The 13431-nt window shown below is 67.4% G+C and carries 12 protein-coding genes; 3 read left to right on the forward strand and 9 right to left on the reverse strand.

Annotation, left to right across the window (positions count from 1 at the left end; all coding sequences use genetic code 11):
• Nucleotide 1: 1 nt before the first annotated feature.
• Nucleotides 2-1030: a D-xylose ABC transporter substrate-binding protein gene (gene xylF / locus KHN96_RS01235; protein WP_062738883.1), complete on the reverse strand. Its 1029-nt coding sequence runs from the start codon at nucleotides 1028-1030 to the stop codon at nucleotides 2-4.
• A 270-nt stretch (nucleotides 1031-1300) separates the two neighbouring features.
• Between xylF and KHN96_RS01240 the strand changes: the two genes are divergently transcribed.
• Both KHN96_RS01240 and KHN96_RS01245 read left to right on the forward strand, forming a co-directional pair.
• On the forward strand, nucleotides 1301-2524 hold the full coding sequence (locus KHN96_RS01240; protein WP_062738879.1) for a XylR family transcriptional regulator: 1224 nt from the start codon (nucleotides 1301-1303) through the stop codon (nucleotides 2522-2524).
• Nucleotides 2521-3612, forward strand: a complete 1092-nt coding sequence (locus KHN96_RS01245; RefSeq protein WP_062738877.1) for an aldose epimerase family protein — start codon at nucleotides 2521-2523, stop codon at nucleotides 3610-3612. The genes KHN96_RS01240 and KHN96_RS01245 overlap by 4 nt, the downstream gene beginning before the upstream one ends.
• A 27-nt stretch (nucleotides 3613-3639) precedes the next feature.
• On the opposite strand, the gene KHN96_RS01250 is transcribed toward KHN96_RS01245, so the two are convergent.
• From KHN96_RS01250 to KHN96_RS01275, 6 genes are all read right to left on the reverse strand, one after another.
• Nucleotides 3640-5055, reverse strand: coding sequence for a nucleobase:cation symporter-2 family protein (locus KHN96_RS01250; RefSeq protein ID WP_062738876.1), 1416 nt, complete (start codon nucleotides 5053-5055; stop codon nucleotides 3640-3642).
• Between the two features lie 267 nt (nucleotides 5056-5322).
• Nucleotides 5323-5874, reverse strand: coding sequence for a DUF2894 domain-containing protein (locus KHN96_RS01255; protein ID WP_062738874.1), 552 nt, complete (start codon nucleotides 5872-5874; stop codon nucleotides 5323-5325).
• Nucleotides 5861-6514, reverse strand: a complete 654-nt coding sequence (locus tag KHN96_RS01260) for an OmpA family protein (protein ID WP_045219694.1) — start codon at nucleotides 6512-6514, stop codon at nucleotides 5861-5863. Before KHN96_RS01260 ends, KHN96_RS01255 begins: the two co-directional genes overlap by 14 nt.
• The gene (locus KHN96_RS01265) at nucleotides 6511-8610 is read right to left on the reverse strand and encodes a DUF802 domain-containing protein (RefSeq protein ID WP_062738872.1); all 2100 of its coding nucleotides are present in this window, start codon (nucleotides 8608-8610) and stop codon (nucleotides 6511-6513) included. The genes KHN96_RS01260 and KHN96_RS01265 overlap by 4 nt, the downstream gene beginning before the upstream one ends.
• Nucleotides 8611-8619: 9 nt before the next feature.
• The gene (locus KHN96_RS01270; protein WP_062738869.1) at nucleotides 8620-9375 is read right to left on the reverse strand and encodes a DUF3348 domain-containing protein; all 756 of its coding nucleotides are present in this window, start codon (nucleotides 9373-9375) and stop codon (nucleotides 8620-8622) included.
• A gap of 88 nt (nucleotides 9376-9463) precedes the next feature.
• Nucleotides 9464-10582 carry a 3-deoxy-7-phosphoheptulonate synthase gene (locus KHN96_RS01275; protein WP_045219687.1) on the reverse strand — a complete coding sequence of 373 codons (1119 nt, stop codon included), beginning with the start codon at nucleotides 10580-10582 and terminating at the stop codon, nucleotides 9464-9466.
• A gap of 195 nt (nucleotides 10583-10777) precedes the next feature.
• On the opposite strand from KHN96_RS01275, the gene KHN96_RS01280 reads away from it, so the two are divergent.
• Nucleotides 10778-11872 (forward strand): MBL fold metallo-hydrolase, encoded by a 1095-nt coding sequence (locus tag KHN96_RS01280; RefSeq protein WP_062738868.1) that lies wholly within the window; start codon nucleotides 10778-10780, stop codon nucleotides 11870-11872.
• Between the two features lie 18 nt (nucleotides 11873-11890).
• Here KHN96_RS01280 and KHN96_RS01285 read toward each other — a convergent pair whose 3' ends face one another.
• Both KHN96_RS01285 and KHN96_RS01290 read right to left on the reverse strand, forming a co-directional pair.
• Nucleotides 11891-12652: an RNA polymerase sigma factor FliA gene (locus tag KHN96_RS01285; protein WP_045219683.1), complete on the reverse strand. Its 762-nt coding sequence runs from the start codon at nucleotides 12650-12652 to the stop codon at nucleotides 11891-11893.
• Between the two features lie 8 nt (nucleotides 12653-12660).
• Nucleotides 12661-13419: a MinD/ParA family ATP-binding protein gene (locus KHN96_RS01290; RefSeq protein WP_045219681.1), complete on the reverse strand. Its 759-nt coding sequence runs from the start codon at nucleotides 13417-13419 to the stop codon at nucleotides 12661-12663.
• Between the last annotated feature and the right edge of the window lie 12 nt (nucleotides 13420-13431).

The following is a 13431-nucleotide window of genomic DNA, read 5'->3' on the forward strand; positions in this document are numbered from 1 at the left end:
CTTACTGGCCGCCGATCTGCGCCTGCGTGTAGAAGCCGTCTTTCACCACCAGGTTGACGTTGTCCTTCGTGAGCTGGGTGGGCTGCAGCAACACCGTGTCGACCTTCTTCTTGCCGTTGTCGTACTGCGCGTTGTACTTCGGCTTGTCGCCCTTGGCGAGCGCCACCGAAAGCTGCGCGGCCTCGGTGGCAATCAGCTTGAGCGGCTTGTAGACCGTCATCGTCTGCGTGCCGGCAATCACGCGCTTGACGGCGGCAAGGTCGGCATCCTGCCCCGACACCGGCACCTTGCCGGCCAGCTTCTGCGCAGCCAGCGCCTGGATCGCGCCACCGGCCGTGCCGTCGTTGGAGGCAACCACGGCATCGATCTTGTTGTTGTTCGCGGTCAGCGCGTTTTCAACGATACCCAGCGCCGCAGAAGCGCTCCACTCCGGCACCCATTGCGAGCCGACGACCTTGATGTCGCTGCGGTCGATGGCCGGCTGCAGCACCTTCAACTGGCCCTGCCGCAGCATCTTCGCGTTGTTGTCCGTGGGTGCGCCGCCCAGCAGGAAGTAATTGCCCTTCGGGCGCACGTTGTAGACGCCCTGCGCTTGCAGCTCGCCCACCTTCTCGTTGTCGAACGAAATGTAGGCATCAACGTCGGCATCGAGAATCAGGCGGTCATACGACACCACCTTGATGCCGGCCTTCTTGGCTTCGGCCACCACGTTGGTCAGCGCCTTGGAGTTGAACGGCACGATGACGATCACGTCGACACCGCGCGAGATCAGGTTCTCGATCTGCGAGATCTGGCGTTGCTCGCTGGCGTCCGCCGACTGCACCGACACCTTGGCACCCAGCTTTTCGGCCGCTGCGACAAAGTAATCGCGGTCGCGCGACCAGCGCTCCACGCGCAGGTCGTCGATACAGAAGCCAATTTCCGGATGCGCCTTGCTCGCGTGCGCCAGCGGCGCGGCCATCGACAGGCTGGCGAGCACTGCACCGCAAAAGGCGGCCCTCAGAACACAACGGCGTTGGTTCGATTTCATGTCTCACTCCATCTTCTTTTGTTGGTGGGTACCGACGTGGCGTCTGCTGCGCCGCAATAGATTTCGGCCGGCTCGACGGCAGTCGCATGGTGCATGCGCCGCCTTGGCACCGGCAATTACGAAATTGCCCAACCGCCCTAACATTTCTTGCCACCCGGCGGGCATCGTCTGACAGCGCCGCATGCAGCCCATAGAATGTGCGGGCGAGCGGCACGCCCCAGCACCGCCGCCGTATGGCAACCCCTGCCACCGCGAGCGCCCCAACAGCCCATGCATCGTCAATTGCCCGATCCATCGCAGCACGCGCGGATTCATCGCATTGCGCTGCTGTTCAACGCCAACAAGGTGTACGACCGCGAGATCATCGCGGGCATTGGCGACTACATGCGCTCCACCCGCGTGACGTGGGACCTGTTTCTGGAAGAGGACTTCCGCTGCCGCCTGCCCGGCATCGAGCGCTTTGACGGCGACGGCATCATTGCGGATTTCGACGACCCCGCCGTCGCCGAAGCGCTACGCGGTTGCCCGCTACCGGTGGTGGCCGTCGGCTCTTCGTATGAGGACCCGGCGCACTACCCCGCAAAGGAGCCTTATGTCGCCACGGACAACGGAAAGCTGGTCGCGCTGGCCTACCGGCACCTGATCGAAGCCGGCCTGCAGCACTTTGCGCTGTACAGCCTGCCCCAGGCGCCGGAGAACCGCTGGGCACAGCAGCGCGAACTGGCCTTTACGCGCTTGCGCCGGCAGGACAATCCCGCCGCGCCCGTTGAGCAGGAGATCTACCGGGGCCTATCGACCAGCGCACCGACCTGGCATCAGGCGATCAGCCAGTTGATCGAATGGCTGCGCAGCTTGCCCAAGCCCATCGGCATCATCGCCGTGACGGATGCGCGGGCGCGGCATCTGCTGCAAGCCTGCATGACGGCAGGGTTCGCCGTGCCGGAAGAGATCGCCATCATCGGCATCGACAACGATCCGCTCACGCGCACGCTGAGCCGGATCCCGTTGTCATCGGTCATTCAGGGCACCGTGGAGATGGGGCGTACCGCCGCACATCTGCTGCACCAGATGCTGGGCGGCGCGCGCCTGGCTGGCCGGCAGATTCTCGTGCCACCCGTGGGCATCAATGTGCTGGCGTCGTCCCGCCATCAGCCGCTTGCCAGCCCGTATGTCATGCGGGCGCGGCACTTCATTCGGCAATACGCCTGCCAAGGGATCAAGACCGAGCAGGTCGCGGACTACGTCGGTATTTCGCGGTCATCGCTCGAAGAACACTTTCGTCGTGAATTGCATTGCACCGTGCACCAGGAAATCCTTCGCCATAAGCTCGACGCGGCCAAGCACATGCTGGCCAGCCGTGATGTCGCCACCGCCGAGGTGGCGGTGCGCTGCGGCTTTACCTCCCCGCAATACATGCATGCCGTATTCCGCCGTGAGCTGGATTGCACCCCGCGCGAATACCAGGAACGCGCCATCGCAGAGGGCCAATCATGAGCATCGCGCCCGCGCTCTCCGCACACGTGCCGCTCGACGGCGCCATCTCGTCGGCAACATGGGGGCACTTGCCGGACGGTGAACCGGTTCGGCTCTTCACGCTGCGCAATGCCTCGGGCATGCGCGTTTCCATCAGCGATCTGGGGGCGACGCTCGTCTCCTGGCAGGCGCCGGATCGCGGCGGGCGTCTGGGGGAGATTCTGCTCAACCATGCGACGCCTGCGGCCTACCTTGAATCGGGAGGCTATCTGGGCGGCTTGATCGGACGCTGGGCCAACCGGATTGCCGGCGCGCGCTTTACGCTCGACGGCATCGACTACGCGCTCGACCGCAACGAGGGCAGCAACCTGCTGCACGGCGGCGCGAGCGGTTTTCATCGGGCGCTATGGGACGCCGAGGATCAGGACGGCGCACTCGTCATGCGGCTCACATCTCCGGAAGGCGATGCCGGATTCCCCGGCAATGTCGCCGTGCAGGTCCGCTACGCGCTGGACGACGACGGCACGCTGTCGATCGACTACGAAGCCCGCACCGATGCGCCCACGCCAATCAACCTGACCAGCCACGGGTATTTCAACCTGAGCGGCAGACCCGGCACCGACATCCGGGGCCACATCCTGTCGATCGATGCCGATGCCTTTCTGGAAGTCGATGCCAAGCTGATCCCGACGCGAGCAATGAACGTCGCGGGCACGGCATTCGACTTTCGGCAGGGGGCGCCCATTGGCGCGCGGCTGGACTGGCCCAACGCGCAGTTGGCGCAGGTCGGCGGGTTCGACCACTGCTTCGTCCTGCGCAATACGGCACCGGACGATCGCCCGCATGTGCGTCCGGTCGCGCGGCTGTATGAACCCGGCAGCGGCCGCGAATTGACCGTGCTGACCGATCAGCGCGGGCTTCAGTTCTATTCGGGCCACATGCTGTCGGGCACGCACGCGCAACGCAGTGGCTTGTGTCTGGAAGCGAGCGCGTTTCCGAACCAGGTCAACATGCCCGATGCAGAAGCGGTCATGCTGCGCCCGGGCCAGGTCTACCGGCAGCACACCGCATACCGCGTCTCGGTTGCCGGAGAAGCCGGAGAAACCTGAGCCGCGCTGAAGCGCGGCGTTGGATGTTCAATGCGCGGCTGCGGCCGCACCGAGCATGACTTCGTGCGAGCCGCGGATGCCGTTGAACCAGGCATTCAGCACCACGGCCACCAGCGTGCCCATCACGATGCCGCTGTGGGTGATGGGGCGCGTCCAGTCCGGGAAGTGATGGAAGAAGGCCGGCGCCAGCGTCGGCATCATGCCAAAGCCGACCGACACCGCGATGATCAGCAGGTTGTGGCGCTGCTGCTGGAAATCGACCATGCCCAGCATGCGGATGCCGGCCGCGGCCACCATGCCGAACATCACGATGCCCGCCCCGCCGAGCACGTATTGCGGCACCGATGCCACCACGTACGACAGCTTCGGAAACAGCCCCAGCACGATCAGCAGCACCCCGCCGGCCGCCGCCACATAGCGCGAGCGCACGCCCGTGATCGACACCAGCCCGATGTTCTGCGAAAACGACGTATGCGGGAACGTGTTGAACACCCCCGCCACCACCGTCGCCAGACCATCGGCACGCAGGCCGTTGGTCAGTTCATTGCGCGAGATGGGCTTGCCGACCACGTGCGCCAGCGCGAGGAACATGCCGGTCGACTCCACCAGCGTGATCACGATCACGATGCACATCGAGATGATGGCCGACAGCTCGAACTTCGGCATGCCGAAATGGAACGGCGTCACCAGCGTCATCAGCGGCGCCGCGCCGGCATCGGCCAGCGACACCTTGCCGAACGCCGCCGCCACCAGCGTGCCCGTCACGATGCCCAGCAGCACGGCGATGTTGCACAGCAATGCGTTGCCGAACTTGGTCAGCAGCAGGATCGTCACCAGCACAAGCGCAGCAATGGCCAGGCCGAACGGATCGCCAAACGCGGGGTTCGGCACCATGTGTTTCACGCCGTCCACCACCTGCGGAATCATCTGCTGGCCGCCTGCGGCCCAGTTGATCCCCACGCTCAGCAGCGAAAAGCCGATCAGCATGATGACGGTGCCCGTCACCACACGCGGGAAGAGGCCCAGCAGCCGCCCCATCAGCGGCGCAACGGCAATGCCGAACACGCCCGAGACGATCGACGCCCCGAAGATGCCTGGCAGCCCCATGCCCGGCTCCACGCCAATGGCGATCATCGGCGCCACCGCGGCAAACGTGACACCCATCATCACCGGCAGGCGGATCCCGAAAATCAGAAAGCCGAGCGACTGGATGAGCGTGCCGACACCGGCGGCAAACAGGTCGCAATTGACGAGATAGGACAGTTCATCCTTCGACAGGCCGAGCGCATTGCCGACAATCAGCGGCACCGCAATGGCGCCGGCGTACATCACCAGCAGGTGTTGCAGCCCGAGCGCGAACAGGCGCGGCAGTGGAAGGAACTCGTTGACGGGATCGACGCGGGTCGACGCGGAAGCCGAGGATTGGCCTGAGGATGGGCGCATTGTCTGTCTCCGGGGGCCGCTCCCGTGTTCGTGCCGGAAGCGTGCTTGGGGCAGGCGGAGGGGGCTCCGTCTGCCAGTATTCGAGCGGCGTGATGCCGCGTATTGGCCGGAATCTTGGGCCGCTGCTATTTTTATGTCAACAATTACCGCCGTTTTTTGTGTACATATTTTGCGTTCCGAAATGCGGGTGCACGCCACGCATCACGCGCTGGCCCGCCAGGGGCATCGACGTCAGGAAGAAGGAACGTGACGGCGGCCGACGACCCGCTAGCGCGACTTGCTACGTGCGCCCTTTCTCGCCCCAGGCGTCCGGCCTGCGTCGCCCGGCGTGGTGGCCGTGTCGCCGCCCATCTGCTCGAGCCACGACAGTGCATCGATGTAGCCGAGAAACTGCCGCAGGTACTCGGGCGAAACGGTGCGCATCAACGACAGCGAACGGTGCACCAGGCTCAGCGAATTCAACGGGCCGGCATTCACGGGCACCTTGTCCAGCGACTCGCGCACCTGTTTTTCGGCGCTGAGGCGCGACCAGAGCGCGCGGACCTCTTCGAGCATGTCGAGCGGCGGGTGGCCGCTGCGGCCGCCGCGATGGTGCTCGATGTCGCCCAGCAGCGCCGCCAGCGGGCTGGGCCCTGCGCCAGAGGGCGGCGCTGGCTGCGGGGGCTCGGCATCGACCGGGCAGGCGGCCTGCAGCTCGGCCAGGCGTTCATCGAGCAAGCGGCGCACTTCGCCCGTCTGCCCTGCCGCGCGCCGCCGCAACGCCTCGATGCGTTGCATCTGCATCGCGTTCGGCCCGACGAGGTGTTCAGTGTTGCGCATGGGGTGCGCCATTGGATGCGGCCGAACGCGGTACGGGAGCAATCTCTACGCGCCGGTTCTTTGCGCGCCCCGCGTCGTCGGCGTTCGAGCTCACGGGATGCTGCGAGCCGAACGCGGCGGCAAAGACCGATGACGCGGCGATGCCCTCGTCAATGAGGGCGCGCGTGACCGTCAGCGCGCGCTTGGCCGACAGCTCCCAATTGTCCGCAAAGAGGCGGTTGCCTGCGCGCACCTGCTGGTCGTCGGCAAAGCCGCTCACCATCAGGATTTCGTCGCGCGACTCAAGGTACGCCGCCAGCGGCCCCGCCAGGCTCTTGAGCAAGGCCCGGCCCTCGGGCTGCAACTGGTCGGAGTTCAGGGCGAACAGCACGCTGCCGTTGATGCCGATGCGCCCATTGACCAGCGTCACCCGCCCCGCCGCCAGCGGGCCAGCCAATGCCTGCTCCAGGGTCTTTCGGCGCTGTGCCTCGGCCTCGCGCTGCCTGACCTCGCGCTCCAGCTTCGACGACAACTCGAGCTGCACCCCGATCACGCCCACCAGAATCAGCACAAAGGCGCCCAGCAATACCGACATCAGGTCGCCGAACGCGGCCCAGACGGGCGCGGTCGCTTCCACGCCGCCGTCGATCTCGTCGCTCATGCCGCCTCGGCTCCGGCACGCGCGCGCTGGCTGCCCAGGCGCTGCAGGTCTTCCATGATCTGCTTTTGCGACAGCATGCTCAGGTCGATCACCTCCCTGGCCTGCGCCACGTAGTATGCGAGTTGCTCATCGCTGCGGGTGAGCGACTTCTCCAGCGCGGCTTCGATACGCTGCAGGTGCGCGACCAGCGTGTCGTTCGACTCGCCGAAGCGCTGCACGGCCGCCCCGAAGGCGTCGCCCAGGCTGGCCACCTCGATGGCGCTGCCCGTTACCTGTGCGGCCACGGCACCGAGCTTGCCGGTCTCGGCTTCCACGCGGTCCGTGAACTGCGTGCCCACGCGCTCGAGCAGCCCGGCCGATGTCGCGACCAGCGCATCGACGGCCGAGCGCTGCTGCGTCGATGCATGGTTGACGGCATCGAGCAGCGTTTCCAGCGTCGACAGCAGGCGCGTGCGCTCTTCGAGCATCGCGGTGTCGCGCGCCATGCTCTCCGAGAGCTTCTGGCGCAATTCGGCCACCACCTCGGCAGCGGCCTTGGGCGCCTCCGACGCGGCCTGCACGAGCCGGGAGATTTCGGCGATCGTCTCGCGCGCATGGGCCTGCGTTTGCGCGGAGATGTCGCGTGCGGTCTGCTCCAGCGCGTCGCAGATGGCCTGCTGGCGACGTGCGGTGTCGGCCCCCGCCTGCTCCCACGCCTCGCGCAGTGTCGCGGCGGTCGAGCCCAGCGTGTCGGCCCACGTGGCAAGCCGCTCTTGGTCGCGCGCCTCGAGTTGCGTCTGCCATGTCGCGTGCGAGCGGTCCACCGCCTGCAGCAGCGCTGCCGCGTGCTGCTCGAACGTGGCAGCCGCCTGCTCGAGGGCATGCTGGTGCCGGCTGGCCTGCTCGGCCTGCGTGCGCGCCTGCTGCGCGAGAGCATCGTTCCACGTGCCGGACAGCTGTGCCGCCGTGGTTTCCAGGCGGGCCGAGACGCTGTCGACCCACGCGCCCGAGCGCTGCTCGAACGTCTCGACCAGCCGATCCACGGATGCGCCCATGTGACCGGCCAGCGCTTCGCTGGCGCGCTGATGGTCGCGCAAGGCATTGGCCCAGAGCGTGGAGACGGCCTCCGTCGTCGTCTCGAAACGGTGCGACGCCTCGTCCAGCTGGCGCTGGAGTGCCTGCGTCACGGCCCCGTGCAACGATGCGGTTTCGCGTGCGAGCCCCGCCATGGTCGATTCGACCACCGGCTGCAGCACCGAGCCTGCCGCGCGGGCGCTCTCGGCGGCGCTGTCCTTCAACGATTGCCCCACCGACGAGGCGAGGTCGCGATAGGCCGCCTCGGCCCGCTCGAGAAATGCCTGCTGATTGGCGATCTGCCGCTCGCTGCTAGCGGCGCCCTGCTGTTCGAGCGCTGCCATCATCGCCTGCAGCCGGTCGACCAGCGCGGGCATCACGTCGGCTTGCCGTTGCAGCAGCTTGAACGTTTCTTCCCGCTGATGGGCATGCGAATACATGCGCAGCGTCGTCGCGATCCGCGCGTCGAGCGCCTGCACGGCCTGCTGCCGCTCGCGCCGGCACAGCGCAGCGAGCAGGCCCAGCATGGCCGATGTGGCCACGCCGGCAATCGACGTCCCGAACGAGAAGCCGAGCCCCTTGATCGGCGCAGCGAGCGATGCGCGAATGGCCTGCAGATCCGTCGCGCTCTCGAGCGCGGCGCCGGTGCCCTTGAGCGTCACGACCATGCCGAGCAGGGTGCCGAGCATGCCGAGCAGCACCAGCAGCCCGACCAGGTACGGCGTAAGCGCGGGCGCCGGCAGCGCAGCGCGTTCGCCCTCAACGCGCAGGCGCACGGCGTTGCGCAGGCTTTGCGGCAGCTGTTCGAGCCAGCCGCCGAGCGTGGCCGGCGGCGCCGACAAGCCGTCCACGGCCGTCGCCAGCGTTGCGGTGGCCTGCTGGTAACGACGCAACTCGAGCGCCCCCGCCACGTAGACGCCGCCGATGATGAGCGTGACGATCAATGCCAGCGGATTCGCGCCGACGATGTAGCCGACGGCAATCCACCCCAAGGCGGCGAGCCCGGCGATAAAGACGAAGAGATTCAGGTGTTGTCTGGACATGGTGTCCGCTTAGCAGGATCGAAGGGCCGCGAGCAGCCCGTCGACCGGTTGAAAACGCACATCGAGCTCGGCCAGGAGCACGCTCTGCATGTCTTTGCGGAACGCCTCCAGCCACGCGCGCGATGGTGTCGGTGGGGCGGCAGAGGCCCCGTCTGGCCGCTCAGCCGCTTCTGCCGCTCCGCCCGCCTCCGCGGCAGCGCGCAGCCGCTCGAAGTGCGGGCCAAGCAACGTCGGCACGGTGCCCAGCAGTGTGCGTTCGCGTGCGCCCAGGGCCTGCTCCATGCTGGCGTCCAGCACTGCAAGACGGGCCAGGTCAGGCGTCGAGGCGGCCAGCACGCGGCGCAGGCGGCCACGCAGGCCGCCGATCTCCAGCTCCATGCGGTCCTGCATCAGGACGTAGCGCTGGCGGAAGTCCGCATAGTCGGCGGCGGCCACGGCGGTGCCCAGCACCGGCTGGCGCCCCAGTGCGCCGGTGCGTGGCTCGGGGGCACACGTGGAAGCGATGGCCTTGGCGAGCGCCGCGCGCACGCGCGAGCACATGCCGTCCGCATCGGCCGGGCCAATGCGGCTGCCGCTGGAGGCGAGCGCCGGAGGGCTCGCCGTCAGCGCGGTCGAAAGCGTGATGGCATCGGTCCAGCTCAGCCATTGACTGAGCCGGTCGGAAAGCGGCTGCGCCGATTCGCGCACATCGACGTCCGTCAGCCGGGCAAGTAAGCGGATCAGCGCAGGGCCGCTGAGCGCGGTGCGATGCTGGGCGTGCGCCATGCTGCGAGGGCCAAAAAAAGGCAGCAGTTTACACTGCCGCCCGCACCGCTCCAGCCGGTCGTCGGGATAACGCGGCCCGGGCGGCGAATCAGCCGCGCCGGCGTGCCTGCACGGCTGCGGCAAGCGTGTCCAGCAGCGGCTCGGTCTGCGCCCAGCCGAGGCACGCGTCGGTAATCGACACACCGCGCTGCAGCGGCACGCCGGGCTTCAGATCCTGGCGGCCTTCCTCGAGGTGGCTTTCGATCATGACGCCGAGGATGCGGCGCTCGCCGGCCGCCAACTGCCGCGCGACGTCCTGCCCCACGTCGATCTGGCGCACGTGCGATTTGCCCGAGTTCGCGTGCGAGCAGTCGACCATCACGTGCTCGCGCAGCCCTGCCTGGCGCAGGATCGCGCAGGCGTCTTCGATGGCGGCCGCGTCGTAGTTCGGCCCCTTCTTGCCGCCGCGCAGGATCACGTGCGCATCGCGGTTGCCGCGCGTCTCGAAAATGGCGGCCATGCCCATCTTCGTCATGCCCATGAACGAATGCGACGAGCGCGCCGCCAGGATCGCATCGGCCGCGATCTGCACGCCGCCGTCGGTGCCGTTCTTGAAGCCGATCGGGCAGCTCAGACCCGAGGCCAGCTGGCGGTGGCTCTGGCTTTCGGTGGTCCGCGCGCCGATCGCGCCCCAGGCCACCAGGTCGGCGATGTACTGCGGGCTCAGCAGGTCGAGGAATTCCGTGGCGACCGGCAGCCCCAGCGCGTTGACCTCGAGCAGCAGCTCCCGCGCACGGCGCAGCCCCTCGTTGATGCGGAAGCTGCCGTCGAGCCTCGGATCATTGATGTAGCCCTTCCAGCCGACGGTGGTGCGCGGCTTTTCAAAGTACACGCGCATGACGATGAGCAGATCGTCTTGCAGGCGTTGCGCAGCGGCGTGCAGCCGATGGGCATATTCCATCGCCTGATCGTGATCGTGGATCGAGCACGGGCCGACCACCGCGATGAGCCGGTCGTCCTGCCCGTTCAGTGCGGCGGTGATGGCCGTCCGGCTCGCCTCGACGTGGGCCTGCACTTCGGGCGACACGGGCAGCTCGTCGAGCAGCAGTGCCGGCGAGATCAGCGGGCGCACGGCGCCAATGCGCACGTCGTCGATACGGGTCGTATCCTGCGTTGCGTCGGCCACGCCGACTTCCTGGTCATGTTGGGGGTTATCGATACGCATCATGGCAAGCAAGGGTGGAAGCTCTCAGCAGCCCGCATGTTGCTACAACTGCGCTGAAAAAGGGGGACAAAGCGCAATCCGGCAGACCGGAGTACCCTTGCGAAGCCGCCAAACGTCCTGATCTGGGCGGAATCCGCGTTCTCCCGCAAGCTAGAGCCGCAGCATCGCGCCCCGACCGGTGCCCGGCGTCATGGTGAAATGAAGAACCCCTATTACGATCCCGCCAAACCCCATCACACGCCGGACGGCTTTCGCAACCGCTACGCACACCCTCGCCCGGGCGGCGATTTCTGGCAATGGCAGCGCGAGCGCCGCCGCCTCGGCCTGCCCAAGCCCCCCACGCGCGACCTGTCCTGCGTTGCACCGAACCTGGCGGCCATCCACCAGCCGCCGGCCGTACCGCAGCTCACGTGGATCGGCCATGAAACGCTGCTGCTGCAGATCGGGGGCCTCAACGTGCTGACCGATCCGGTGTTCTCCAACCGGGCGTCGCCGCTGCCGTTTGCCGGACCGCGCCGGCACCAGCCGCCGGGCCTGTCGCTCAGTCAGTTGCCGCATATCGACCTGGTGCTGATCTCGCACAACCACTACGACCACCTCGACAAGGCCAGCGTGCGAGCCTTGATGCGGCAGCCGGGCGGCGCGCCGATGTTCTTCGTGCCGCTGGGGGTCGAGCGCTGGTTTGCACGCAACGTGCGCGGCACGCGCCTTGCCGGAAAGGGCGCGGACCACGGCGCCAACGTGCGCGCCTTCGACTGGGACGACGAAGCGCGCTTCGGCCCCTTCACCGCGCAGTTCTGCGCCGTGCAGCATTGGTCCGCACGCGGCCTGTACGACCGCAACCAGACGCTCTGGGGCAGCTGGGCGCTGCTGCATCCGCAACTGCGCTTCTGGTTTTCGGGCGACCTCGGATACTCGCAGGACACGCGCGACATCGGCGCCCGCTTCGGCCACTTCGACGTGGCGGCGATTGCCGTGGGCGCCTACGAGCCGCGGTGGTTCATGAAGGCCCAGCACATCGACCCGAGCGAAGCCGTGCAGGTCATGCACGATGTCGGGGCGCGGCAGGCCGTGGGCATCCACTGGGGCACGTTCGAGCTGACGGACGAACCGCTGGACCAGCCCATCACCGACCTGGCAAACGCCCTGAAGGCCGCGGACGTGCCGGCCGAGCGCTTCCTGCTCTTCCGCCATGGCGAGACCCGCGTGTGGGACGCCGCCGCCGAACGCCTCGTCGCCGAGCTGCCGCAAATGAAAACGCGGCCGCGAAATGACTCGCTGGCCGCGCAATAGAACGCTGTCCGGTGCCGATCAGGTCGGGGTCGGCAGCCACGCGCGATCGCGCAGCCGCGCACGGATCCGGGCAATCGCCTGGCTGTGGATCTGGCACACGCGCGACTCCGACACGCCCATCACGGCGCCGATTTCGCGCAGGTTCAGGTCCTGCTCGTAATACAGGCTCATCATCAGCTTCTCGCGCTCGGGCAGCGCCTCGATGGCGGCCACCACCGACTCGCGCAAGTCGTGGTCCAGCAACTGGTCCAGCGGCGTGGCGTCGTTTTCGGCGGCGCGGTTCTCGATGAAGGCGTCGGCGTCTTCGCGGTCGAAGTCTTCGTAATACAGCAGCTGGCTGCCCTGCAGGTCGACAAGCTGCTTCTGGTAGTCGGCCAGCGACATGCCGAGCGCCGTGGCGATCTCGGTTTCGGTGGGCGCGCGGCCCTTCTGCTGCTGCAGTTTCTGAATGGCCTGTTCGATCGTGCGCGCGTTGCGGCGCAACCCGCGCGGCAGCCAGTCGGAGCCGCGCAGCTCATCGAGGATGGCGCCGCGAATGCGCTGGGCCGCGTAGAACTCGAACTGCACGCCCTGCGTTTCTTCATAGCGCGACAGCGCATCGAGCAAACCCATCATGCCGGCCTGGATGAGGTCGTCGAGCTCGACGCTGGCGGGCAGCTTCACCATCATCTGGTTGGCAATGCGACGTACCAGCGGTGCGTACGTGGCCATCTCGTCGGACTTGGTCTTGCGACCGGTTGCGGTGTACATATCCATGCCTGCCTTTGGCGCTTCGTTCATGGTGCGCCTCAATAAACCAGCTCGGCCGCGCGCGTTGCGGCGCGTGGCGTTGCCGTCGGTGCCGAACTCGACATCGTCTGTGCCTGCGCCGACACCATCACCTGCGACGGCGACCCTGCCGCGCCGGCTTGGGGCTGGGCCTCGGCGCTGGCCCAGCTCAGCATCTCCTCGGCCAGCTGGCGGAAGGCCATGGCCGAGGGGGATGCGGGAAACGCGCTCGCCACGGGCTTGCCGAGCGAGAGCGCCAGTTCGATATGCCGGTCTTCCGGCAGATAACCGGCGAAATCAATGCGGGTGTTCAGGTACTGGCCCACGGTGTTGGCGAGGTTGCGGAACACGCGCACCGCAGAATCGACCGAATGCGCGCCGCACACCAGGGTGCGGATGCCCGCGCTGCCCTGCAGCACCGCGGTTTTCTTGAGCAGCGTGTAGGCGCTCTTGATGCCTTCCGCGCCGTCGGAGAACGCCAGCAGCACGTCGTCGCACGCCTCGGCCACGGTGGCCAGCGCGCGCGTACCGAAATGCGCGGCCACGAGCGTCACGTCTGCCGTGTCGTCGTGCTCCTCGAGCACACCGGCCACGGCCACGACGGTCTGGGCACTGACCACCGCAGCGTCGCGACCCAGGGCCGACAACGCAATGCGCAGGTTGTCGACGATGTCATCGACCTGCTCCTGCGCGCCGATCAGCAGCACGCGCCGGCTGGCAGCCTGCCCCAGCATGCGGCGCAGCCCGGCGGCCTGGTCCTTGACGAATGGGGTCGTCATCGTGCCCCCTTG

This window comes from Ralstonia mannitolilytica, assembly GCF_905397375.1.
In the GTDB taxonomy this organism is placed as follows: domain Bacteria; phylum Pseudomonadota; class Gammaproteobacteria; order Burkholderiales; family Burkholderiaceae; genus Ralstonia; species Ralstonia mannitolilytica.

Excerpts from the sequence above, each read along its gene's own strand:
- xylF (WP_062738883.1), bottom strand. The coding sequence starts at position 1,030 with ATGAAATCGAACCAACGCCGTTGTGTTCTGAGGGCCGCCTTTTGCGGT.
- KHN96_RS01240 (WP_062738879.1), top strand. The coding sequence starts at position 1,301 with ATGCATCGTCAATTGCCCGATCCATCGCAGCACGCGCGGATTCATCGC.
- KHN96_RS01245 (WP_062738877.1), top strand. The coding sequence starts at position 2,521 with ATGAGCATCGCGCCCGCGCTCTCCGCACACGTGCCGCTCGACGGCGCC.
- KHN96_RS01250 (WP_062738876.1), bottom strand. The coding sequence starts at position 5,055 with ATGCGCCCATCCTCAGGCCAATCCTCGGCTTCCGCGTCGACCCGCGTC.
- KHN96_RS01255 (WP_062738874.1), bottom strand. The coding sequence starts at position 5,874 with ATGCGCAACACTGAACACCTCGTCGGGCCGAACGCGATGCAGATGCAA.
- KHN96_RS01260 (WP_045219694.1), bottom strand. The coding sequence starts at position 6,514 with ATGAGCGACGAGATCGACGGCGGCGTGGAAGCGACCGCGCCCGTCTGG.
- KHN96_RS01265 (WP_062738872.1), bottom strand. The coding sequence starts at position 8,610 with ATGTCCAGACAACACCTGAATCTCTTCGTCTTTATCGCCGGGCTCGCC.
- KHN96_RS01270 (WP_062738869.1), bottom strand. The coding sequence starts at position 9,375 with ATGGCGCACGCCCAGCATCGCACCGCGCTCAGCGGCCCTGCGCTGATC.
- KHN96_RS01275 (WP_045219687.1), bottom strand. The coding sequence starts at position 10,582 with ATGATGCGTATCGATAACCCCCAACATGACCAGGAAGTCGGCGTGGCC.
- KHN96_RS01280 (WP_062738868.1), top strand. The coding sequence starts at position 10,778 with ATGAAGAACCCCTATTACGATCCCGCCAAACCCCATCACACGCCGGAC.
- KHN96_RS01285 (WP_045219683.1), bottom strand. The coding sequence starts at position 12,652 with ATGAACGAAGCGCCAAAGGCAGGCATGGATATGTACACCGCAACCGGT.
- KHN96_RS01290 (WP_045219681.1), bottom strand. The coding sequence starts at position 13,419 with ATGACGACCCCATTCGTCAAGGACCAGGCCGCCGGGCTGCGCCGCATG.